This is a genomic window from Halomonas sp. 3D7M, assembly GCF_014897885.1.
In the GTDB taxonomy this organism is placed as follows: Bacteria; Pseudomonadota; Gammaproteobacteria; order Pseudomonadales; family Halomonadaceae; genus Vreelandella.
This window is the reverse complement of record NZ_JABUZF010000255.1, coordinates 2,764-24,783: the sequence shown is the minus strand read 5'-3', so window position 1 is coordinate 24,783 and position 22,020 is coordinate 2,764. Positions and strand designations below refer to the sequence as shown.

At 53.2% G+C, this 22,020-nt stretch carries 21 protein-coding genes; 7 read left to right on the top strand and 14 right to left on the bottom strand.

The window, feature by feature from the left end; genetic code table 11:
• Positions 1 to 31: 31 nt before the first annotated feature.
• From INT22_RS16120 to INT22_RS16110, 3 genes are all read right to left on the bottom strand, one after another.
• Positions 32 to 862, bottom strand: a complete 831-nt coding sequence (locus tag INT22_RS16120; RefSeq protein ID WP_193059348.1) for an endonuclease/exonuclease/phosphatase family protein — start codon at positions 860 to 862, stop codon at positions 32 to 34.
• 2 nt (positions 863 to 864) lie between these two features.
• Positions 865 to 1,497 carry a thiol:disulfide interchange protein DsbA/DsbL gene (locus INT22_RS16115; RefSeq protein ID WP_038479582.1) on the bottom strand — a complete coding sequence of 211 codons (633 nt, stop codon included), beginning with the start codon at positions 1,495 to 1,497 and terminating at the stop codon, positions 865 to 867.
• A 109-nt stretch (positions 1,498 to 1,606) separates the two neighbouring features.
• Positions 1,607 to 2,236 carry a c-type cytochrome gene (locus INT22_RS16110; protein WP_089040247.1) on the bottom strand — a complete coding sequence of 210 codons (630 nt, stop codon included), beginning with the start codon at positions 2,234 to 2,236 and terminating at the stop codon, positions 1,607 to 1,609.
• Positions 2,237 to 2,546: 310 nt separating this feature from the next.
• Here INT22_RS16110 and yihA point away from each other — a divergent pair, with 310 nt between their 5' ends.
• Positions 2,547 to 3,182, top strand: coding sequence for a ribosome biogenesis GTP-binding protein YihA/YsxC (gene yihA, locus INT22_RS16105; RefSeq protein WP_089040246.1), 636 nt, complete (start codon positions 2,547 to 2,549; stop codon positions 3,180 to 3,182).
• An 85-nt stretch (positions 3,183 to 3,267) separates the two neighbouring features.
• Here yihA and INT22_RS16100 read toward each other — a convergent pair whose 3' ends face one another.
• The 8 genes from INT22_RS16100 to INT22_RS16065 form a co-directional block, all read right to left on the bottom strand.
• Positions 3,268 to 4,005 carry an HAD family hydrolase gene (locus INT22_RS16100; protein ID WP_193059347.1) on the bottom strand — a complete coding sequence of 246 codons (738 nt, stop codon included), beginning with the start codon at positions 4,003 to 4,005 and terminating at the stop codon, positions 3,268 to 3,270.
• Positions 4,006 to 4,007: 2 nt separating this feature from the next.
• Entirely contained in the window at positions 4,008 to 4,916 is a 909-nt protein-coding gene (locus INT22_RS16095; RefSeq protein WP_193059346.1) for a tyrosine recombinase XerC, read from the bottom strand.
• Positions 4,909 to 5,619, bottom strand: a complete 711-nt coding sequence (locus INT22_RS16090; RefSeq protein WP_125753020.1) for a DUF484 family protein — start codon at positions 5,617 to 5,619, stop codon at positions 4,909 to 4,911. Before INT22_RS16090 ends, INT22_RS16095 begins: the two co-directional genes overlap by 8 nt.
• 16 nt (positions 5,620 to 5,635) lie before the next feature.
• Positions 5,636 to 6,469 (bottom strand): diaminopimelate epimerase, encoded by an 834-nt coding sequence (gene dapF, locus INT22_RS16085; RefSeq protein WP_089040243.1) that lies wholly within the window; start codon positions 6,467 to 6,469, stop codon positions 5,636 to 5,638.
• A complete protein-coding gene (gene lysA, locus INT22_RS16080) occupies positions 6,469 to 7,740 on the bottom strand; it encodes a diaminopimelate decarboxylase (RefSeq protein ID WP_089040242.1) in 1,272 nt (423 codons plus the stop codon). Before lysA ends, dapF begins: the two co-directional genes overlap by 1 nt.
• On the bottom strand, positions 7,740 to 7,871 hold the full coding sequence (lptM, locus tag INT22_RS16075; protein ID WP_089040241.1) for an LPS translocon maturation chaperone LptM: 132 nt from the start codon (positions 7,869 to 7,871) through the stop codon (positions 7,740 to 7,742). Before lptM ends, lysA begins: the two co-directional genes overlap by 1 nt.
• Complete coding sequence (gene argH, locus INT22_RS16070) at positions 7,868 to 9,271, bottom strand: argininosuccinate lyase (protein ID WP_193068555.1); 1,404 nt, start codon at positions 9,269 to 9,271, stop codon at positions 7,868 to 7,870. The genes lptM and argH overlap by 4 nt, the downstream gene beginning before the upstream one ends.
• A gap of 114 nt (positions 9,272 to 9,385) precedes the next feature.
• Positions 9,386 to 11,836 carry a sensor domain-containing protein gene (locus INT22_RS16065; RefSeq protein ID WP_193059344.1) on the bottom strand — a complete coding sequence of 817 codons (2,451 nt, stop codon included), beginning with the start codon at positions 11,834 to 11,836 and terminating at the stop codon, positions 9,386 to 9,388.
• 137 nt (positions 11,837 to 11,973) lie between these two features.
• Here INT22_RS16065 and hemC point away from each other — a divergent pair, with 137 nt between their 5' ends.
• Genes hemC through INT22_RS16045 form a run of 4 tightly spaced genes read left to right on the top strand, consistent with a single transcriptional unit; the run spans position 11,974 to position 16,466 of the window.
• Positions 11,974 to 12,918, top strand: coding sequence for a hydroxymethylbilane synthase (gene hemC, locus INT22_RS16060; RefSeq protein ID WP_089040238.1), 945 nt, complete (start codon positions 11,974 to 11,976; stop codon positions 12,916 to 12,918).
• Complete coding sequence (locus INT22_RS16055; protein ID WP_193059343.1) at positions 12,915 to 13,694, top strand: uroporphyrinogen-III synthase; 780 nt, start codon at positions 12,915 to 12,917, stop codon at positions 13,692 to 13,694. The genes hemC and INT22_RS16055 overlap by 4 nt, the downstream gene beginning before the upstream one ends.
• A 16-nt stretch (positions 13,695 to 13,710) precedes the next feature.
• Positions 13,711 to 15,204, top strand: a complete 1,494-nt coding sequence (locus INT22_RS16050; protein ID WP_193059342.1) for a uroporphyrinogen-III C-methyltransferase — start codon at positions 13,711 to 13,713, stop codon at positions 15,202 to 15,204.
• Positions 15,201 to 16,466, top strand: coding sequence for a heme biosynthesis HemY N-terminal domain-containing protein (locus INT22_RS16045; RefSeq protein WP_193059341.1), 1,266 nt, complete (start codon positions 15,201 to 15,203; stop codon positions 16,464 to 16,466). The genes INT22_RS16050 and INT22_RS16045 overlap by 4 nt, the downstream gene beginning before the upstream one ends.
• A gap of 232 nt (positions 16,467 to 16,698) precedes the next feature.
• Here INT22_RS16045 and INT22_RS16040 read toward each other — a convergent pair whose 3' ends face one another.
• On the bottom strand, positions 16,699 to 17,976 hold the full coding sequence (locus INT22_RS16040; protein ID WP_319022095.1) for a dienelactone hydrolase family protein: 1,278 nt from the start codon (positions 17,974 to 17,976) through the stop codon (positions 16,699 to 16,701).
• A gap of 173 nt (positions 17,977 to 18,149) precedes the next feature.
• Here INT22_RS16040 and INT22_RS16035 point away from each other — a divergent pair, with 173 nt between their 5' ends.
• Together INT22_RS16035 and INT22_RS16030 are read left to right on the top strand one after the other, a co-directional pair.
• On the top strand, positions 18,150 to 19,169 hold the full coding sequence (locus tag INT22_RS16035) for an AraC family transcriptional regulator (RefSeq protein WP_193059339.1): 1,020 nt from the start codon (positions 18,150 to 18,152) through the stop codon (positions 19,167 to 19,169).
• 204 nt (positions 19,170 to 19,373) lie between these two features.
• Positions 19,374 to 20,357 (top strand): AraC family transcriptional regulator, encoded by a 984-nt coding sequence (locus INT22_RS16030; protein WP_193059338.1) that lies wholly within the window; start codon positions 19,374 to 19,376, stop codon positions 20,355 to 20,357.
• Between the two features lie 182 nt (positions 20,358 to 20,539).
• Here INT22_RS16030 and kynA read toward each other — a convergent pair whose 3' ends face one another.
• Positions 20,540 to 21,400, bottom strand: a complete 861-nt coding sequence (kynA, locus tag INT22_RS16025) for a tryptophan 2,3-dioxygenase (RefSeq protein ID WP_193059918.1) — start codon at positions 21,398 to 21,400, stop codon at positions 20,540 to 20,542.
• Positions 21,401 to 21,673: 273 nt separating this feature from the next.
• The coding region (locus tag INT22_RS21260; protein ID WP_226912816.1) for a TRAP transporter large permease subunit at positions 21,674 to 22,020 on the bottom strand (347 nt) is incomplete at its 5' end.

Below are 22,020 nucleotides of genomic sequence, written 5' to 3'. Positions count from 1 at the left end.
AGCGCCCATAAACCGCCTAGCAAGCTTATTATTAAACGCTTTGGCGAATCGCCGCTAGGCAGGCGGGAGGTAACGGTAAATCGACAGCAATCGGTAAATGGTCAGAAAACAGATGGTCCAGTACATGGACATCTGCGACTTCAAGTGTCTGGGAAAGCAGGATGTGATCCAGGGCGCGCCGAGGCTGCCAGGATGGATAGCTAAGCAGCGGCTTAACCGGGTGAAGTGGCAACGAGGTACTAAAGCGTTCATGAGCATGAAGCTGGTCAGGCGTGCAGTTTAAATCACCCATGACTACCACATGGCGCAGCGGCTCGATAATATTGCTTAAATAATTTAGCTGACGCACACGCCCGCGCTGGCTCAGCGCCAAGTGGGCGACAAAGATATGCAGTGCATCTGGTCCCTCACCATAGCGTGCGTGAATTGCACCACGCCCTGGCAACATTCCTGGCAGACGGTGCTCTTCGATGTGGCTAGGCACGATACGTGACAATAGCCCATTACTGTGCTGAGCAAACTGCCCTAAATTACGATTTAGCTGCTGAAAGTAGTGGGGAAAGCGTGCTTTAGCGGCAAGGTATTCAACTTGGTTTACGCGACCGGAACGAAAACTACCGCCATCAACCTCTTGCAGGCCCACCACATCAAATGGCTCTAGCACATTACCCATTTGCGCCAAGCGTTCCAGACGTTGAGGGTGAGGCAAAACATGCTGCCAACTACGCGTGAGGTAGTGGTGATACGCCGACGTTTGAATACCTACCTGCAAATTAAATGTCAGTAAGCGGATATGGCCACGTTCAACCAAAGACAACGCAGACGAGCCTACTTGCCCACCTGCGTGACCATGTTCTAACACCGTTATTGTGCACGCTCGTTACGCACGCGCTCGACAAGCGCATCCGCAATTTGCGGCATATTTTCCAAGCTACCTGCCGTGCTTGGCGACACAACGTAGCGGCCATCAACAATAAGCGCCGGCACACCCATTAAGCGCATTTCACGCATGCGGCTGTTGGCTTTATTGACTTCGCTACGAACGCCAAATGCCTTCAACGCCTGCTTAGCTTCTTCTTCACTGACACCGTAATTAGAGAAAAACTCGGCGATTTCATCCTCATCTGTCAGTGAGCGACCATCTTCATGAATGGCCTCAAAGAAATCAGCGTGCAGTTCATCTTCGATACCCAGAGATTCTGCTGCATAAAACGCCGTCGCATGAGTGTTCCAAGCACCACCCATGGTAGCCGGCATATGGACAATGCTAACGTCGTCTTCAAGCGTTTCGTACCACTCATTTACGGGTGTTTGCAGCCGATAGCAGTGCGGGCAGCCAAACCAAAACGCTTCGGTCACTTCAATTTGCCCCTCGTCGACCTGTGTCTCCACTGGCGACTCAAGCAGGGTGTAGTGCTGACCCTCGACCAACTCCTGAGCACTTACTGCCGCAGATAAACCTAAGCCAGCAATCGCGACCATTAACGTTTTCAACATAGCGAAAATTCTCCAAGAATGAGCGAGACTATGACTGCAGGACATGCATAGAGGTTCCCCATCTCTTTAATTACCAGTGAGATAGGGCACCTTTATTTATCATCAGCGACTAGTTCAAGCCTAATAGATAATTCGCTACAGCTTCCATGTCGTTATCACTCATTTTAGAAGCAATATCGCCCATAATGTTATTCGGGCTGTTAGCACGCTCACCGGAAGCAAAGTCTTGCAATGTAGACACCATATACTCTGTGTGCTGACCTGAAAGCGCTGGATATACCGCGCTGCCAATACCAGCCCCCGTAGGTGTATGACAAGCACTGCAAGCAGGAATACCTTTGGACATATCACCCGCCCGGTACAGCTCTTCACCGCGCGCTAAAAACTCTGAGTCTTCATCGTTGGTTTGGCCAAGATTTGCGTTTTGGCCTGCAAAGTGAGCCGCAACATCCCAAGCATCTTGATCAGAGAATGCATCAACTTGACCAGCCATGGTGGGAACCAAGCGGTTGCCGTCGCGAATATCCATGATTTGCTTGGCCAGATAGGACATCTGCTGCCCTGCCAGATTAGGGAAAGTACCCACTGCGCTGATACCTTGCTGACCATGACAGGCCGCACAGGTTTGAGCCAGTTCACGACCTGCCGCCGCATCCGCGTCAGCTTGGTGGTCGGTTTGAGCGTGTACGGTGCCAACGGCACCCATGGTAATTGCCAGGCTTGCCAGTAACTTTCTCATTGCTATTCCACTATGCCGTTTGATTATTGACTGGTACGCATCCCGGGCGCTGCCCAGGTTCAGCACTTTACCAGGGTCAGCTCCGCCAAAACGAACAACATGCCGTGTTGGTCGCTGCTGGCTAGAGCGCGATGGTACACTAGCGCCCCAGGTCGCAGTTATAAACCGCTTGCATTATAACGAATCACCCTAGCGGCGGGAATGCAAGTCCAGGTCTGCTTTTGGGGTAATTCGTCGCGGTACCGTCATTTACTCACGTTAACGTGGTGAAACGGGCCGTCTTATACGTCTGTTTTTCAGGATTAACACCATGTCTACTGCCAATGATCACCCAGTCGTTCGACTGAACTACCCCACAGCGCGTTTTATGATCAGCGCGCCAACGCTTGCTCTGTGTCCAGACGATACCGGCGCAGAAGTCGCGTTTGCTGGGCGCTCAAATGCGGGTAAATCAAGCGCGATTAACGCACTTACTCAACAAAATGCCCTTGCCCGCACCTCGCGTACGCCAGGCCGCACCCAGTTGATCAACTTTTTCAGCGTCATGAACGACGAATCGCGTCGCTTAGTCGACTTGCCAGGCTACGGCTACGCCAAAGTGCCTGAAGCGGTAAAACTAGAGTGGCAGCAGCACCTGTCTGACTATCTGCGTGGCCGCTTCAGCCTACGTGGCCTTGTACTGCTAATGGACGTGCGCCACCCGCTAACCGAGTTCGACCAAATGATGCTCAACTATGCAGATGAGCGCGAAATGCCTGTGCACATTCTGCTTACTAAGTCCGATAAATTAAAAAAAGGCCCTGCTAGTGCCGCGCTGCAAAAAGTCCGCTCTCGTCTTAAAGAGTGGGAAGACTTAGTCTCCGTTCAGCTTTTCTCATCGCTCAAGCGCGACGGTGTAGATACGCTTTCTCAAAAGCTCGACCAGTGGCTGCATACTTCTGAGTAAACCAAGGATCGCCGAACAAGCCAAGCTTTCCCGATTAAACGCAATCTTGCCAAACAAACTCAGTCTTCTTAAACAAGCCGCTTTTTCACGAGCGTCGCTCCAACCACTTGATCAACTCGGGCAATTCTTTCACGTGGGCAATGCGGTGGGTGCGTGCAGGCAAGGCTTGGTCGCCTTGCGCGGCGATCCATACGGCGTGCATGCCCAGTTGCTGTGCAGGTAATATGTCCTCTTGCCAGGAATCACCTACATGCATGGCGCGGTGCGGCACAACATTCAGGCGCTCCAGGGCGGTGAGAAACGGCCTAGGATCTGGTTTTGGCGCCAGTAATTCGCCTGCAGCAATAGCCACTGGAAAGTACGCCGCTAACGGCTGGCGTTTAAGGTGAATATTGCCATTGGTAATAGCGGCTAGCTGGTAACGTTCGCTCAACGCAGATAATAGCCCCGCGGCTTCGGGGTGCGGCGTTACTTGTACCCGCAGACGATGAAACTCATTCATAGCAGCGGCAGCCCATAGCAACGCACTGCTGCGTGCTAAGCCTTGGGCTTCCAGCTGTGCTTCTAACGCCCGCAAACGCAGCCAGGTAAAATCGCCACGCCGTTCTGGCACCCGCTTGGCCCACTCTTGGCGGCGCTCCAGATAATCGGCCAGCCCCTGCTGGTAACTTAGCGCTAATGGCGCTTCATGGCGTGCTTTGCGCCACGTTGCCAGCGCTTCAATTAGCCAACGATAGTGGCCCTCTTCCGTTTTTACCATCACGCCTTGGTTGTCCCATAGCGTATCGTCAAGATCAAACGTAATCGCTTGCAGAGAAGCCATGGTTAACTCCGTGTCGTGCGGCGTTTTGCGCGGGGGTGAGCGGCATCATAGCTTTCGGCCAAGTGCTGCCAATCCAGGCGGGTGTAGACTTGAGTAGTCGATAAATTAGCGTGGCCCAGCAATTCCTGCACCGCCCGCAGATCTTGGCTGGATTCCAATAAATGACTTGCAAACGAGTGACGCAGGCGATGGGGATGAAGGTGCTCAGGCAAACCACGCACAATAGAAAGTTGCGCCAAGCGCTTTTGAATACCACGGTGTCCCAGACGTTGCCCACGCTGACCAACAAATAACGCCATTTCGCCGGTTGCCGCTAGCTCAGACCGACACGACAACCACGCCTTAATCGCTTGATCCGCTCGCTGACCAACGGGCACTTGCCGGGGTTTACTGCCCTTCCCCATCACCCGCACATGCTGAGCATTTAAGTTATCTAAATCCAGCGCAGCAAGCTCCGCTAGGCGTAGACCGCTGGAGTAAAACAACTCGAGCATGGCTTGGTCACGTATTGCCAGCGGCGTGCCGTCGTGCGGCGTGTCTAAAAAGCGTGAGAGTGCATCCACATCAAGCGGTCTGGGCAAGTGGCTTGGCTGCTTTGGCGTGCGCAGTAGCCCCACCGGATTGTCGGCAAGCACGTGATGCTGCACAAGATAGTCAGCAAAACGTGATAGTGCAGCGCGGCGGCGGGCTAAACTTCTCGGCGCGAGGCCGCGACTGCGCTCCGCCCCCAAAAAGGCGCGTAGAAATGTAGTGTCTAACGTCGCTGCCTCGGTGACGCCGCGTTGCTCAGAAAAACGCTGCAGGGCGGTTAAATCCTGACGATACGCAGCCACGGTGGCAGGGCTTGCGTGGGTCGCAAGCTTACGTAAATACGCCTCGACCTGCGTCGTTAATGAGCTTGGGCTATCCATGGTGTTCTAGGCGCAGCAGTAGCCGTGCCACGATATCGCTCAGGTACTCTGTAAACAGCGTATCCATACTGGCGCGGTAACAGTCGGGGTCAGGACTTGCGAGCAGCAAATACCCCAGTTGCTCGCCCGCCGAAAGACGCGAAATGGCGCAAGAACCCGCGCGCCGGGGTGCTTTAGTATGTGGCAACAGACATTTCCAGTCGCTAACGCTGAGCTTGGCACAACGGCTGGTGCGCCCATCTAGCAGCGCAGCCAAACGAGCGCTGGCATGCTGGTCCAACACATGGCGTGGTGGTTGAGGCGGCGTTGGCTCCTCGTCACTCAATGAAGATGGGCACCATAGTGCCATTGCCGGCGTTTGAAAGTGCTCGCTTAACTGAATAGCAAGCGCTTGGGCCAAGGCATCACGATCTTCTGCTCCCACCAGACTGAGTAGCGTCTCACGCAGTCGACGGTATTGGGCTTCATTATGCCGTGCTGTTTCTAGCAGGTGCTCAAGCCGTCCCTCTGCTGTTTCAGCACGCTGACGTAAATCGATTACCAAGCGCTCTAGCAGCGATACCGCCCCATCAATGTGGGGGTGCGGTACCTTAAGTTGCTGCAGCAAGCCTTCACGACCAACAAAAAAATCGGGATGACGGGCCAGCCAAAACGCCACTTGATCAGGGTCGAGCGTTTTGCGCGGCTCGGGGGCTTGAGACATCGCCGTTCTCCTCGAATTAGTTGAGTGTGACACGACCGTCGAAGACGCGTGTAGCAGGGCCCACCATCACCAACGGCGCTTCGGGGTCGGGCCACTCAATGCTTAACTGACCACCCGGCAAATGAACGGTGACCGGGCTTTTCAATAACCCCTGGCGAATGCCACTAGCCACAGCAGCGCAGGCGCCGGTGCCACAAGCAAGCGTCTCGCCGCTGCCACGCTCATACACTCGCAGGCGAATTTCGCTGGGCGACACAACCTGCATAAATCCCACATTCACCCGCTTCGGAAAGCGAGGGTGAGACTCAAGCAACGGACCAAGATGCTCAACCGGTGCACTATCAACACTTTCCACCTGCAGCACAGCATGGGGATTGCCCATCGAGACAACTCCCAGCTCCAGCGTATCACCGTCGACCTCGACAGTGTGTAAGGGTTGATCCCCCGGTGCTTCAAACGGCAACGTGGCGGGATTAAAGCGCGGTCTCCCCATATCAACGCGCACCATACCGTCGTGCTGAACATTAAGTACCAGTGACCCACCGGCCGTTTCCACATGAATTTCATGCTTATGTGTCAGGCGCTGGTCGCGAACAAAACGTGCAAAGCAGCGCGCGCCATTGCCGCAATTTTCAACTTCGCTGCCATCCGCATTAAAAATACGGTAGCGAAAGTCCATCTCTGGATCACGGGGCGGCTCAACCACCAATAATTGGTCGAAGCCAATGCCAAAGCGCCGGTCTGCTAGCTGGCGAATCTGCTCATCACGCAGACGCGCTCGCTGAGTCACCAGATCCACCACCATAAAATCATTACCCAGACCATGCATTTTGGTGAAGTGCAACAGCATCAGCGCTCCCCTTCCGGCAGCAGAGCTTCACCGGCCCACAGGCTTTCCAGGCTTTCCCGAGCGCGGACCACATGATAGCTACTGCCATCGACCATCACTTCCGGAGGGCGTGGACGGCTATTGTAATTTGACGCCATCACAAAGCCGTAAGCACCCGCTGATCGAACGGCCAGTAAATCGCCCTCAGCAATTGCCAAATCGCGCTCTTTACCGAGGAAATCGCCGGTTTCACAGACAGGACCGACCACATCATAGACCGCACGCTCACGCTGCTGGCGGGTATCCACCGGCACAATCGCCTGCCATGCCTGGTACAACGCAGGGCGGATCAGGTCATTCATAGCGGCATCAACAATCGCGAAATTTTTGGTTTCGCCGGGTTTTAAGAACTCTACACGGGTCAGCATTAAACCTGCGTTAGCGGCAATAGAGCGGCCAGGCTCAAATAGCAAAGTAAGCGCTTCACCGCCCTCCCAGCGAGAAAGGCGTGCCAGCAATTGACTCGCATAATCAAACGGCTGAGGTGGCTTTTCATCACGATAAGGCACACCTAGCCCGCCACCTAAATCCAAATGGTCAATCTCGATGCCGCGCTCACGCAACCGCTCCATCAACATTAACAGCCGCTCAAGAGCATCTAAAAAGGGTGCCGTTTCAGTGAGCTGAGAGCCAATATGGCAGTCTAGCCCGGTGACACGCAAGTTGGGTAAGCTGTCAGCCAGCGTGTAAACATCCAGCGCTTCGTCGACTGGAATACCGAACTTATTGTCTTTCAGCCCAGTGGAAATATAGGGATGGGTACCAGCATCCACATCTGGGTTTACCCGCAGCGATACCGGTGCCACCTTGCCCAGTTCCGCCGCAACAGCGTTTAATCGCTCAAGCTCGGGACGGGATTCAACATTGAAGCACTTAATGCCAACGTCTAGCGCACGGGCCATTTCATGAGGCTGCTTGGCAACGCCTGAAAACACGACTTTTTTCGGATCACCACCCGCTTTCAGCACGCGTTCAAGCTCACCAATCGAAACAATATCAAACCCAGCGCCCAAGCGAGCAAGCAAACCCAACACGGCCAAATTAGAGTTAGCCTTCACCGCATAACAAATTAAATGGGGATGACCACCCAGGGCTTCGGTATAAGCACGAAAATGGCGCTCTAACGTCGCTTTCGAATAAACATAACAGGGCGTGCCCAGTTCAGCGGCGACCTGGGTAAGCGGGACGTCTTCGGCATAAAGCACGCCATCGCGGTAGTTAAAGTGATCCATTACCCCTCCTGCTCGGCAGCCGAACCATGGGTGTCTTCATCAGGCAAATAGAGCGGCCCTTTCTGGCCGCAACCCACTAATAGCAGCGCGATCATCAGCACCGCACTCAAGGTGGTAACACAGCGTTTCATGCATCACCTTTAAGCGCAGCTAACGCCTCGCGGGCACGGCTGGCAGCGGCGCGCACCTGATCAGGCGCGGTGCCACCGATATGGTTACGGGCGGCCACAGAGCCTTCTAATGTAAGCACCTCGAACACATCCTGCTCAATCGTGGCAGAGAACTGCTGCAATTCTTCAAGGGTCATTTCAGACAGATCTTTCTTAGTCTTCAAACCGTAAGCCACCGATTGACCGACAATTTCATGGGCATCGCGGAAGGCGACGCCCTTGCGAACCAAGTAATCAGCAAGGTCCGTGGCGGTTGAGAATCCACGTCGTGCGGCTTCATACATGCTGTCTTTTTTCGGCTCGATAGCAGGCACCATGTCAGCAAAGGCTTTTAAGCAGTCGCGCACGGTATCAACGGCATCAAACAGCGGCTCTTTGTCTTCCTGGTTGTCCTTGTTGTAGGCCAGGGGCTGAGACTTCATCAGCGTTAACAGCGCCATTAAATGACCATACACACGGCCCGTTTTACCGCGAACCAGTTCGGGAACATCAGGGTTTTTCTTCTGCGGCATAATCGAAGAGCCGGTGCAGAAGCGGTCAGGCAGGTCGATAAAATCAAATTGAGCGCTGGTCCATAGCACCAGCTCTTCACTCATCCGCGATAGATGCATTAGCAGAATGCTGGCAAAGCTGGTGAATTCGATAGCGAAGTCACGATCAGAGACGGCGTCCAGCGAGTTTTCTGCCGGGCGATCAAAGCCGAGTAATTCAGCAGTGACATGGCGGTCGATGGGGTACGTGGTACCCGCTAGCGCCGCGGCGCCAAGAGGCATCACGTTCACCCGCTTGCGGCAGTCCAGTAAGCGCTCGTGGTCACGGGTTAGCATCTCTTGCCATGCCAATAGATGGTGGCCAAAGGTCACCGGCTGTGCCGTTTGCAAATGAGTGAAGCCGGGCATAATGGTATCGGCTTCACGGTCAGCAAGCTCAATCATGCCTTCGCGCAGACGCACCAGCTCCGCTTCGATCACATCGATCTCATCACGCATGAACAAGCGAATATCGGTCGCTACTTGGTCGTTACGTGAGCGGCCGGTGTGCAATTTTTTGCCGGTAATACCAATTTTGTCGGTCAACCGCGCTTCGATATTCATGTGTACATCTTCAAGCGGGACCGACCAGTTAAACTTGCCTCGCTCGATTTCACCCTGAATCTCGGTGAGACCATTGATAATGGTGTCACGCTCTTCATCGGTCAGTACACCGACTCGCGCTAGCATGGTGGCGTGGGCAATCGAGCCCTGAATATCCTGGCGCGCCAGGCGTTGGTCGAAAGTCACAGACGCGGTGAAGCGTGCGACAAAAGCATCGGTGGGCTCGCTAAAGCGACCGCCCCAAGACTGGTTCGTAGCTTGGCTCATCGGAGGCATATCCTGCTGACAAAACTGAAGGAGTCGTTAAAAACTAAAGTCATCGTTATCAGAAAGTGTACCAGAGTCGCCGCACTCAGCGGCATGCCGTTTTATAGTCGTTTTTCATGTCGGCGAGGTCTCAGCGTCACTAAACGGATAAGGAGATTCGTGTAATAAGCTACGTATGGCTGAAAATGGCATCGGACGAGCAAAGTAGAAGCCCTGAAAATGCTTGCTATGGCGTGCGCTGAGATATGCATACTGCTCTGCCGTCTCTACGCCTTCGATTAATACCTCAAGACCCAGCTTGGCCGCCATGGTTACCACGCCATCGACAATCGCAGCATCCCGAGTGTCGTTGACCACGTCGCGCACAAATGATCGATCAATTTTAAGCTTGTTAATCGGCAAGTGTTTGAGATAGCTAAGACTGGAAAAGCCGGTTCCGAAATCATCCAGCGCAATATGCACACCCAGCGAACGCAGATCCTGCAATGTTTGTATGACATGCTCCGTACTGTCCATCAGTACGCCTTCGGTAAGCTCTAGCTCTAATAATTCGGGTGCCAAGCCTGTCTGCTCAAGCACCCGTTCAATAGATAACAAAAATCCCGCGCGCTGAAACTGCATGGGCGAAATATTCACCGCCATGGTAATAGGCACATTTGCGCTCGCGTTCAATCTGACAGCATCACGACACGCCCTCTCCAACACCCACTCACTGATCGGCATAATCTGTCCGGTATCTTCTGCCAAACTAATAAACTGGCCAGGAGCAATGTTGCCACGCTCAGGGTGATACCAGCGAATCAGCGCCTCTACGCCAGAAACTCGACCCGTGGAGCCATGTATTTGCGGTTGGTAATGCAGCTCAAATTGCGACTGTTCTATGGCTTGTTGCAACGCATGACGTAAATTAACCCGTTCAGAAACTTTACGATTTAGCTCATCGGTATACCACTGATAGGTATTACGCCCTTGCCGCTTGGCTTTATACATCGCCAGATCCGCCTGCTGTATAAGCTGGCGCGGTTCGCTAATCATTCCATCATCAGTGGCAATTCCTATACTGGCAGTAATACGTAGCTCGCTGCCTCGATACCAGTAGGGCGCAGAGAGACGAGCGAGCAGTCGCTCAACGACCTGCATGACATCTTTTTCATGGGCTAAATCAGGCAATAGAACGATAAACTCGTCTCCCCCAAAACGCGCCACGGTATCCCAAGGGCGCAGCTCTTCTTCAAGGCGCTTGGCGACCTCAATTAACATATAGTCGCCTACCTCGTGACCAAGCGTGTCATTAATCGGTTTAAAGTCATCTAAATCGACAAATAGCGCGGCTATATAGCGGTGATACCGCTTAGCCAGCTGGCAGCCCTGTGCCAGTCGCTGGTCGAGTAACAAGCGATTAGGCAAGCCTGTTAATGCATCGTGGCAAGCGTTATGTCGAAGCTGCGCTTGGTATTCGCGCTGGGCAGTAATGTCATTCTGTACACCAATGAAGTGCGTTACAGCGCCCGCAGTATCGCGCACAGGGGAAACATACAGATCATTCCAAAATGGCACTCCGTTACGACGGTAATTGCGCATCACGACATGAACGTCTTGCTGCGCTCGAATCCCTCTGCGCAGCTGATCCAGCGTGGTGGGATCCGTCTCTTCGCCCTGCAAAAAGCGGCAGTTTTGCCCTATCACCGTACCCCGAGAGTAGCCGGTAATTCGCTCAAAAGCCGTGTTCACATAAACTATTGGCAAATCATGCCGCTGAGCATCAACAATGATGACACCATTGATACTCGATTCAACGCTCCTCTCTAGCAGTGTAAGCTGCCGTTCTGTCGCTTTGCGCTCAGTGATATCTTGGGTTGAGCCCTGAACCTGAACAACGTGCCCCTGTTCGTCTCGTACGGCTTTTCCAATCACTCTTACCCATCGCCTTACTTCTTGTCGAGTGATGATCTCTAGCTCTTCATCAAAGCTGATACCGTGCTCGCAACAGGCTTCAAAAACCTCACGGATACGCTGCCGGAAGCTCGGCGCATAGAAGTCAATTGCCTCCTCAACAGTGGGTTGAAACCCGGGCGAAACGCCATGCAGGCGACACACCTCGTTCGACCAAATAGGCAGTCTTTCGGACATATCAACATACCAGCCACCAATCAGCGCTGTCTCGCCAACTATTTGGAAGAGCCTCTGATTACGGATGAGCTGTTTCTCGATGGCTTTTCGTCGCGAAATATCACGGGCGACTACGTAAATGACCCCTTCCCCCACCACAGCGGTCACTTCTAGCCACACCATTTGTCCCTCAGCCGTCAGCGCTCGAACATCAAACGGAGGTACTCTCTTTTGGGACTGGAGACACGCCAATGCTTCCTCGACAACCGGGATATCGCGACGGTCCACTACCTTGCTGCATGGCTTGCCTATCCATGCGCTAGCGGAATAGCCCAGCAAGGTTTCAAACATAGGATTGACGTTAAGTAAAATGCCTGCGAAATCAATACTAAAGAATAAGTCTTGTGATAATAAAAAAAACTGGTCTAACTTGCCTTGAGATTTAGCAAGGGGCATGGCATTACCTAAATATGTGGTTTGCCTGACAACACTGGCCTTAAATTCAGCCGGTTATTTTTACTGTGTGGCTGGGTGCTTTATGATGAGACTTATCATAGTTCGTCGCGACCTGTAAGCGACAAAGGGAGAACCACGTGTCATCCATCACTAAACTGCGCATTGCCACGCGTAAAAGCCAGCTTGCCATGTGGCAAGCCGAGCACGTCCGCGACCGCTTGATGGCGGCACACAGCGGCCTGGAAGTCGAACTTATTGCGCTCTCCACTAAGGGCGATAAAATTCTCGACACACCGCTTTCCAAGATTGGCGGTAAAGGGCTCTTTGTGAAAGAGCTAGAAGATGCCATGCTCGATGGGCGTGCAGATATCGCCGTTCATTCAATGAAAGATGTTCCTATGCACTTTCCCGAAGGGCTCGGTCTTTCTGTCATTTTGGAAGGCGCCGATCCGACCGATGCGTTTGTTTCTAACCACTATACCAGCATCGACGAGCTACCAGAGGGTGCTCGTATCGGTACCGCTAGTCTGCGTCGTGGCTTGCAAATACGTGAAGCGCGCCCTGATCTGCAGATTCTTAATCTACGCGGAAACGTACAGACTCGCTTAGCCAAATTAGATGCGGGCGAATTTGATGCCATTATTCTCGCCACCTCTGGCTTGAAACGCTTAGGTCTCGATGAACGAATTGCCCAAGCACTGCCGCCTGAAATATGCCTTCCTGCCTGTGGCCAAGGGGCACTAGGCATCGAGTGTCGCCTCCATGACCCCGAGCTAATCGGCTTATTAGCCCCGCTGGATGACCCCGACACTGCCACCCGTGTACGTGCCGAACGCGCCATGAACACCCGTCTTGAAGGCGGTTGCCAAGTGCCTATCGCAGGCCATGCCGTGCTTGATAAGGCAGGCGATACTATTTGGCTGCGCGGTTTGGTTGGCAACCCAGAAGGTACAGAGGTACTGCGTGCAGAAGGCAGCGGTTCCATTCATGAGCCCGAAGCCCTGGGTATCCGAATCGCCGAGGATCTGCTGGATCAAGGGGCAGGCGATATATTAGCCGAGGTGTATGGCCGCAACGTATGAGTCAACCGGTACTGATCTGCCGCCCCGGTGAGCGGGGTGAGGCCCTAGCAGACTCGCTGCGTGCTAAGGGAGCTTCTGTAGAGCACCTCAATGTTATGCGCTTAGAGCCGCTGCCCGAGGACCACGTTCAACGTAGCGTGTGGTTAGATATTGATCAGTACCATAAAATAGTGGTGGTCAGCCCCTTTGCCGCTTACTGTTTAAGCGAGGCGCTTGATCGCTATTGGCCACAGCTGCCTGTGGGCATTGATTACTATAGCGTAGGCCGTGCGACGGCAAGCATGCTCTTTGAACAACTGGGTGTGCGTGTCCATATTCCTTCGCCTGACTACGGAGAAGACACGAGCGAGGCGCTGTTGTCACTAGCCTCACTCAAAACGCTTACGCATCAGCGTATATTGCTAGTGGCTGGTGAAGGTGGTCGCTCATTATTAGCCGATACATTGAGCGCACGTGGGGCCAACGTGACCCGCATAGCCGTGTATCGACGTGTATATCAAGCGCCAACGCCTGCCCTGCAACAACGTCTATTAACCGGCGATTATCGAGCGTTAATCGCTACCAGCGGCGAACTGCTTCAACATCTGGCAAGATGGTGTGAACAAGCAGCGTTGAACCAACCGCTAATCGTTTCCAGTCACCGTTTAGCTAAACTGGCCGGTAAACTGGGTTTTCGTGACCTCAAGGTGGCGTCGGGAGCAACACCAGCTGCACTGGCAGCGGCGTTGGGTCGGTCCTGCAACCCGAAGGGTGCCGATGTCGATCAAGGAACTTAATAAGGGCTAGCGACAGATGAGCAAACAACCAAATGATCAGGAAGGCGTACACAACGCGTCTGCCGATACAACTCAAAACGACGCTAAACCGAGCGACACCTCCGCGTCAGCCGCGTCGGGCGGCGAAACGTCAACAGCAGGCAATACGGCAGCATCTTCTTACGCCGCTAAAAACAGCCGCTCGCGTCGCCGTAATAAAGCGGGCTCTAGCGCGCCCAGTGCCAGCACCGCCTCAGCGAACGTCAATAATGACCAAGCCTCGCCCCAACCAAGCGACGCGCCCAAACAGACAGCTGATGCTAAATCTTCTGCAGATACTAAATCTTCGGCAGACACTAAGCCGTCAGCAGGTACCAAGCAGACGGCAAGCGCCAAGCCAACGAGCAGTGGCAATAGCACGTCTAGCAATAGCGCGTCTGGCAATGCTGCGCATGTCCCGCCCTCTTCTAAGAACAGCACCACGAACAGTGGTGGTGGCAAAGGCAGTGGTATCGCCATTGCATTGGTGATTATCCTGGCACTTGCCGTCGCGTTTGCTGCTTGGCAAGGCTGGCAACGCTTGGATAACCAGCAGCAGCGTATAGACGAGCTCGCCCAACTGACACAAAGCAGTGCCTCGCAACAGGCAGTTAGCAACCTAACATCGCGCATTGAGAGCAGCGAAGCCGAGCGCACCCAAGCGCTGAATAGCACGATGAGCGAACTGCGTAGCGAGCTGGACAGCTACCGTGGCGAGGTCAACAGCACATTAGACAACGTGCTAGCTCAGCTTTCTCAAGAGCAGGAGACCGACGAGCGAGACTGGCTTCACGCTGAAGCCGCCTACCTGCTACGGTTAGCCAACCAGCGCCTGCAACTGGAAGGTGACGTTGGAGGTGCTGCCGCCCTGCTGCGTACCGCCGATGCTCGCTTGGTCGATGCCGACAACCCTGCATTAACGCCAGTACGTCGTGAAATTGCTAACGAACTTGCCGCCCTGGACGCCGTACCACAGGTTGATCGCACAGGTATTTATCTTGCATTGAACGCTCAGCAAGAGCGTATTGCTGGCCTACGCCTGTCACAAGAGATCGAAGAGCGCGCCGTTACCTCTAGCATTGAACAGCCGCCCACGGGCACTTTCCAACGTCAATTGGCTCGCTTTGGGGAAGAGCTAAAAGATCTTGTGGTGATTCGTCAGCACGACGAAGCGTTAGAAACACTGATTACACCCGAGCAAGAGTCCTATCTGCGTCAAAGCCTACGCCTGATTCTTGAACAGTCTCAGCTGGCACTGCTTAAAGAAGAGCAAGCGCTTTTTGAGGCAAGCATCGATAAGGCACTGGCGCTGCTCAACGGCTACTACGATACCGAACGAGAAGAGACGCAAAGCGTTATTGCTCGCCTGCAAGAACTGAAGCAAACCCAGGTGCAGCCTGAGTTACCAGACATCAGTGCTTCGCAACAGGCACTAGCGGGCTTTATTGAAAACCGCTTTGAGTCGCGTCGCCAAGGTGGAGGTGATGCATGAGAAAGCTAATTCTCTTAATTGTTGCCGGCTTAGCGGTCGGCGCACTGTTCGGGCACCTGATGATGTCGGTGCCAGGCTACTGGTTAATACGCGTTGGTGACACCTCGGTACAAACGTCGTTTTGGTTCGGCTTGGTGCTGCTACTGGGTGCCTTCATCGTTTTGCACTTTGCATTACGCCTGCTCAGCGGCATTATTCGTCCGGTCGGGCGTTTTCGCACCTGGAATAGCCGTGCCCGCAATCGTCGTGCCATGAAACGCACCGTGCGCGGCTTGGTGGCCTTAACCGAAGGCCGTTGGAAAAAAGCCGAGAAAACGCTGGTGCGAGCGGCTGACGATTCCAGCACACCTCTTGTGAACTACCTCTCTGCGGCACTGGCGGCGCATTACCAAGGTCACCACGAAATGTCTCAGGAGCATTTAAATCAGGCTCAGCTCACTACCGAAGGGGCTGATACGGCGATTGGCCTGATGCAAGCTCAACTGATGATTGATCGTCAGCAGCCTGAAGAGGCGCTGGCCATTCTGAATCGTCTGGATAAGAAGCTGCCCAACCACCCGCAAGTCCTCAAGCTGCTTAAGCAAGTGCACTTAAGCGTTAACGATTGGGAAGGCTTACGCCAGTTAATACCCCGTTTGGCAGCGCAAAAGCTGATCACTCAGCAAGAACGTGAGCAACTGGAATTCAAAGCATACCGTGAATTGATTATTTTTGAGGCAAAAAACCCCACGAATATCGAGCGTGTACGCGGGCTATGGGCCGATATGCCGGACTATCTACGCGGCAATACCGAGCTAATCGTGCTCTATACCGAGGCGCTTTTACAGGCCAACGAAGAGCCTATTGCTGAGCGCTTGCTTAATCACTCACTGGACAACCACTGGGATGCGCGCTTAGTAAAACGCTACGGCCTACTAAACGTAGACGCTGCGCGCCAGCTAGCAAAAGCGGAAAAATGGCTGCAAGAACGCCCCAACGATCCCGAACTATTGCTGACCTGTGGCCGACTATCGCTGCGTACTGGTAAGTGGGAAAAAGCACTGGAGTACTTTGAAGCCAGTCAACGTCAACGCCCCAGCGGTGAAGTATGCGCCGAGCTTGCTCGCCTCTATGCAAGCCTTGGCGAACACAACAAGAGCCAGCTCTACTACCGGCATAGTGTCGATATGCTCGCTAAATCACTGCCCTCGCTTCCACAGCCAAGCGATGCCAATGACAGCAAACAAAGTGAGCTCAAAAAAGGCGTTAAACAAAGCGCTTAACGTCGTTAGCAAGCCGCTAATGAAAAAGGGTGCCCATCATGGGCACCCTTTTTCTTTACGTGTTAACGCGTTTTTTTTGCCAAATCTGACGGTGTTTCAACCGCGTCATCAGCAGCTAACTCAGACGTACAATGGTAAAGAACCGAGCAGCTTGCGCTGATCAAGCAGAAAACGCTCTCTTAACATCAAGTGGTTTTGAGGTGATTGCTACGAGTAGGCAGGCACAAATAGATCAGCGATTGGCGCTGTTGCCCCAAGTGTGCATCAGTTCGTTGGAAGGCCAGGTTTCGTCTAGCAATTTAACGGCTGTCTCATGACCTGCTACTGGCAACCCTGTCGGGTCGAGCACCCCGATCTGCACCAGTAGCGAAGCCTGATCCCAGTAAATATGTTCATGATAGAGCTTGTCGCCGCGGAACTTGACGATGGCGACGAGCGTGATTTCCACATACTTACCGGTGGGCGCAATCCCTGGTAGCAACCAGTCGATCTCGCGATCGTGGGTAAAGCAGAACAATGTTTCATCAACGATTTGAGTCGCCCCGATAGTGCGTGATAGAGGAATCAGGGTAGTGTCGGCGGGATTACTGTCGACGAAGTGATGCTTGTAGAAGCGATAGAGCTGCCGATACCCCACCCCGCCCGTGAGCGTCGGGATATGGTTGACATAGGGCTGTTCCACCATGGTGGCCATGGTGTCGTCCACGTTGCGGGTAGAAAACTCATACTCGCAATGCTTATCCCACAGCGCCGAGAGATCGTAATGAGGCCCTATCGCATTGCGAAAAGCCGTCACCGAGCGCTGGTGGGCCATGAGCGCTGAGGGCTTGTGGTAGTGCTCTGAATGAGGGCGGGCAAAGGCATGATCCACACCCGGGTATAGATACAGCTCGATATTATCCTGCTCGCCCAGGGAAGCTTCTATCGCCTCGCGGGCGGCGGCGGGACAATATTCATCCTGTTCGGCGAAGTGCAGCACTAGAGTCCCACGGATGTTTTTTGCCTCGTCCAGATGGTTCTCGATTCCCATGCCGTAGTAACCCACCGCGGCATCTACATCACAACGACAAGCCGTCAAATAGGCCAGACGGGCACCGAGACAGAAGCCCAGGGCACCTACGGCACCACTGCACTCTGGACGCGACCGTAGGGTCTCGACAGCAGCGGCGATATCTTCAATACCGAGCTCCTGATCGAAGCCTTGAAATAAACCAAAGGCACGTTGCCAATCCTCCGGGGTATAGTCTAATTCAATGCTAGGCGCCTGACGCCAGAACAGATCCGGTGCCAGCACCACATAACCCTCTTCAGCGTAGTAATCGGCGATTTCACGGATGGTGGCATTAACACCGAATATTTCCTGCAGCAGCACAATCCCGGGGCCGCTGCCGGAGGCGGGAACGGCCAGATAACCAGTGAAGTTTCCGCTGCCATCCGCTGCCTTGATCTCGATAGAAGTGCCCATGTAGATACCTTTCGTTGTTGTTGGCGGGTCATTGCTAAAGTCCACGCCATCACCTTAGACAAGAAAGTAAGCACTTCACGATCCGCTAACTGCCATCTCTATCCGCTGAGTGCAGAAAGTAATTTGCCAAGAAATGAATCAAGAAAATCGCTATTTATACTGAAAGGACTTTCGACACTCCCCATTGATGCGGGCACATAACAACAATTGAGATCCTTATGACAACGCAACAATCACTACCCCGTTGGATGAAGCAAGCCCTGATGGAGGATCATCGGAACTTGGTATTCAGCTCGACTGCCGCAGAGGAAACACGCACAAACGTCGCCAATATCTTTAAGTCACATCATCTGGAACCGTTGAGTCACGGTGGCAAACTGTCTGCCCGCCTGCACTCAGTAGCGCTGGGCTGCGTCTCCTATAACCGCCTCGCCTATGGCGGAGCTGTGCGCATCGACCCTGAGCGGCTCGAGCACTTCTACCTGATTCAGATGCCCCTACAGGGACAAGCCCGGATTGACAACGACGGCGAACAGATCGACTCGGGACAGCTGCTGGCCTCAGTACTCAACCCCACGGCACGACTCAGGATGCACTATAGTGAAGATTGTGATCAGTTGATGCTACGTATCGAGCGTGAAGCACTAGAGCATGCCTGTAGCCGCTTTTTGGGACGCCCTCTACGCGCCCCTTTAAGTTTTCACCCCGTAATGTACTGGCGCGACACGCCCAGCTGGTTCAACCTAATCGGCTATATCACTCGGCTGCTCAAGGAGTCACCGGAGGCACACCAAGATCCGCTGATTTCCCCCCAGCTTGAGCAATTGATCATCCATACCCTGTTAACGACTCAGCCCCACAATTACAGCGATGCGCTGCGCCAAGGGGATAAACGCCTCGCCCCACGCCACGTCAAACGGGTGGAGGAGTATATCGAGGCCCATGCCCAAGAGCCGCTGACCCCGGCTCAGTTGGCGTCGGTGGCTGGTGTTAGCCTGAGAACCCTCTATGCCGGCTTCCGAGATTTTCGCCATCAGAGCCCCATGGAAACCTTACGCCAGGTGCGTTTAGAAAGAGTCCGGCAGGCGCTGCTAACCGACACCGACACGGCGACAATCACCGACATTGCCATGGGCTGGGGCTTTACTCATATGGGGCGCTTCAGCCTCAGTTATCGTCAGGTATTTGGCGAATCGCCCAGCGAGACACTACGAAGCCGGTGTCTCGTCGGCCGGTAGCGAGCAGAAAGTCTGCGGTTTTGTCTTTATTCAGGCGGCTAAAAGCAATACTTTTAGACGAATAGCCATTGCTTCACCAAAGTGGCAAAATAACAATACAAGTTCGCAATGCGCACTTAAAGACGACATGCGAACAAACCCTCGACCGCGCTACGGCCTCAAGGCCCCAAAATAATGATTACTGCGGCGAGGCTAGGAGGAAACATGACCGTACCTATGGCCCGACAACAAATCACCGCCGAGTTTCGTCATCCCGACTCGGCCTGCCGCTGGATGAGCCAAGTCAACGGCCCCCATCGTCTGGAAGTACCTCAACCGCGTCAGCTCAGCTTTCGCCATCAAGGAACCTGCCTAGGCAGTGTTTCGATCGGTACCATCGAATACGCCACTCGGGTAACCGTCGACATTGCCGATCTGACCCACAGCTACAGCATTAGTTTGCCCCTTCAGGGCACCCAGAGCATGGAGTATCAAGATAAAGCCTTCGACTCTGATACTGCCGTGGGAGCGATCATCTCGCCTAGCCAAACACTGCGCCTGAGCATGGACGAGCAATGCCAGAAGCGCCTTGTACGCCTCTCCCGCCAAGCCCTTGAACACAAGCTATCACAGCTGTTGCACCGCCATTTATCACAGCCAGTCATCTTTGAACCACGCATGCTTCTAAGCGGAACGGTGAAAGAGTGGTGGCAGATGGTAGCTAACCTGCAGGAAATGCTGCATGCCGAAGGTTCACTCTGCGATATTCCCGAGGTGTGGGGCAATTTCGAGAACTCACTGATTACCAGCCTGCTGTATACCCAGCCTCACAACTACACAAGCGAGCTACTCGGTCGCCAACAGGGGCGCCCTGCCTACCTGAGTGACTTAGAAGCGCTACTCCATGAGTCCTTGGATCGCTCCCTCGGCCTAGCCGAATTGGAACAAGCGGCTGGCGTCTCACGAGAACGGCTCTATCGAGACTTCCATACTCACTACGGAGTCTCTCCCATCGCCTACTTCCGCCAACTGCGTTTCGACTATGTGCGCCAGCGCCTGGAACGAGCCACCCCCAACGAAAGCGTATCGAGCATCGCCATGGATTGCGGCTTCCAGCAGTTGGGGCGCTTTTCACAGGAGTACAAGGTGCGTTTCAGCGAACTGCCCTCGGAAACCCTAAAGCGCTCGGCCACTGTACTGTTACAATAAAAGCCCCTGCCTTACCAGTGCCAAGCACAGATACTTATCTACGATAATGAAACCGCCAAAAAAGATGGTTTATTTTGCATATAAATCATCTTTTAGCACATAGCATGGTAAAGAGTCACAGCGGTTTCAATAACCATGAGACATCATTTTTATTATCAATAACAGAACCCACCAATCGTTGGCTACATAGTGGTTCTAACTGACCAAAGCTCAGGAAAAAACTTCAAATCCAATGCCTTTTTAAGATAAGACACACCCGTTGTTCCTCCCGTCCCCGCTTTATAGCCAATAATTCTTTCTACCGTTTTCATATGACTAAAGCGCCACTTGTGGAAATTGTATTCGGTATCAATCAACTTCTCGGCTAGCTCATACAGATCCCAATACTGGTTAGTATCGCGATAAATATCAGCCCAAACGGCCTCTACTTCGGGTGAAGCCACATACGGCTCAGACCAATCTCGGTTAATCACTTTTTCGGGAAGAGAAAAGCCGCGTCGACTCAATAATTTAAGACAACAATCATAAAGGCTGGGTGCGTTTAAAACATTCGTCAGGTGTTGATAGTTTTTAGGATGCGAGCGATGCACTTCAACCAGCCCTGGATGTTTATTTCCCAGCAAGAATTCCAGCTCGCGGTACTGATACGATTGAAATCCAGAACTTTGACCGAGACTATCACGGAAGGAAATATAATCTGCTGGCGTCATGGTAACTAATACCTCCCAAGCCTGAATCATTTGCTCTTGGATGCGTGCTACCCGAGTCAACATCTTTAGAGCTGGCCGCAGCTCGTCGACCATAATATTATTAGCGGCCGCATGGGCTTCATGAAGACACTGTTTAAGCCATAATTCAGAGACTTGGTGAATAATAACAAACAGCATCCCATCGTGTACGTCAGAGCGTGGGCGCTGGCAAGATAACAGGGGCTCTAAGTCCAGATATTGCCCATAACTGATATCCTGATTCCAGTGAACATTTCTTTCGCCTTTCAAGCTTAACGCGCTTTGGCTAGCGTTTTTATTATCATGATCGCTCATAGTCACTCCATTTAAGATATTTATAGCTTTTATTCACCCTCCACGGGGCTGTTTTAAACAATCTCATACTATTAATTGTTTAAGAAGAAACTAGCATTTAAATACTCGATAATTTCGAAGTAATCGCCCCCCCCCCTCTCGACCACGGTCAGCCCAATGGAAGGCATCCGTGATATTGCCAGTCAGGTAGCCATGAATAGTTTGAAGGTGGGCGGCCCCCTTAAGGTCACACCTTGAGGGGGCTCTGCTACTTAAAGGTTGTACATCCGTTTTCTAGAGGAGTGCCAGCGTCAGCCAGGGCTGCCAAGCTAACAACACCAAGGTCACAAGACTCGCCAGCAGGAATGGCAACAATGCCAGGAAGATACGCATAGGCGGCACCCCCGTCATGGAAGAGGCAATAAACAGTCCTGCACCCACTGGCGGCGTCAGAAGTCCCAGCACTAACGTCAGACAGACCACCACACCAAACTGGTAGGGAGTAATATCAAACTGCTGGGTGGCAATCGGCAGCAGGATGGGGACTACCAGGATCAGCGCAGCGATACCATCGATGATCATTCCCACCAGTAGCAACACCCCCACCAGCAACAGCAGAAAAATAAAGGGGTCGGTGGTCA

Bases quoted from the DNA above. Each gene is read 5' to 3' on its own strand.
- INT22_RS16055 (WP_193059343.1), top strand. From the start codon at position 12,915: ATGAGTCAACCGGTACTGATCTGCCGCCCCGGTGAGCGGGGTGAGGCC.
- argH (WP_193068555.1), bottom strand. From the start codon at position 9,271: ATGAGCCAAGCTACGAACCAGTCTTGGGGCGGTCGCTTTAGCGAGCCC.
- kynA (WP_193059918.1), bottom strand. From the start codon at position 21,400: ATGAGCGATCATGATAATAAAAACGCTAGCCAAAGCGCGTTAAGCTTG.
- INT22_RS16045 (WP_193059341.1), top strand. From the start codon at position 15,201: ATGAGAAAGCTAATTCTCTTAATTGTTGCCGGCTTAGCGGTCGGCGCA.
- INT22_RS16110 (WP_089040247.1), bottom strand. From the start codon at position 2,236: ATGAGAAAGTTACTGGCAAGCCTGGCAATTACCATGGGTGCCGTTGGC.
- lysA (WP_089040242.1), bottom strand. From the start codon at position 7,740: ATGGATCACTTTAACTACCGCGATGGCGTGCTTTATGCCGAAGACGTC.
- INT22_RS16050 (WP_193059342.1), top strand. From the start codon at position 13,711: ATGAGCAAACAACCAAATGATCAGGAAGGCGTACACAACGCGTCTGCC.
- INT22_RS16090 (WP_125753020.1), bottom strand. From the start codon at position 5,619: ATGTCTCAAGCCCCCGAGCCGCGCAAAACGCTCGACCCTGATCAAGTG.
- INT22_RS16100 (WP_193059347.1), bottom strand. From the start codon at position 4,005: ATGGCTTCTCTGCAAGCGATTACGTTTGATCTTGACGATACGCTATGG.
- INT22_RS16095 (WP_193059346.1), bottom strand. From the start codon at position 4,916: ATGGATAGCCCAAGCTCATTAACGACGCAGGTCGAGGCGTATTTACGT.
- INT22_RS16065 (WP_193059344.1), bottom strand. From the start codon at position 11,836: ATGCCCCTTGCTAAATCTCAAGGCAAGTTAGACCAGTTTTTTTTATTA.
- lptM (WP_089040241.1), bottom strand. From the start codon at position 7,871: ATGAAACGCTGTGTTACCACCTTGAGTGCGGTGCTGATGATCGCGCTG.
- INT22_RS16030 (WP_193059338.1), top strand. From the start codon at position 19,374: ATGACCGTACCTATGGCCCGACAACAAATCACCGCCGAGTTTCGTCAT.
- INT22_RS16115 (WP_038479582.1), bottom strand. From the start codon at position 1,497: ATGTTGAAAACGTTAATGGTCGCGATTGCTGGCTTAGGTTTATCTGCG.
- yihA (WP_089040246.1), top strand. From the start codon at position 2,547: ATGTCTACTGCCAATGATCACCCAGTCGTTCGACTGAACTACCCCACA.
- dapF (WP_089040243.1), bottom strand. From the start codon at position 6,469: ATGCTGTTGCACTTCACCAAAATGCATGGTCTGGGTAATGATTTTATG.
- INT22_RS16035 (WP_193059339.1), top strand. From the start codon at position 18,150: ATGACAACGCAACAATCACTACCCCGTTGGATGAAGCAAGCCCTGATG.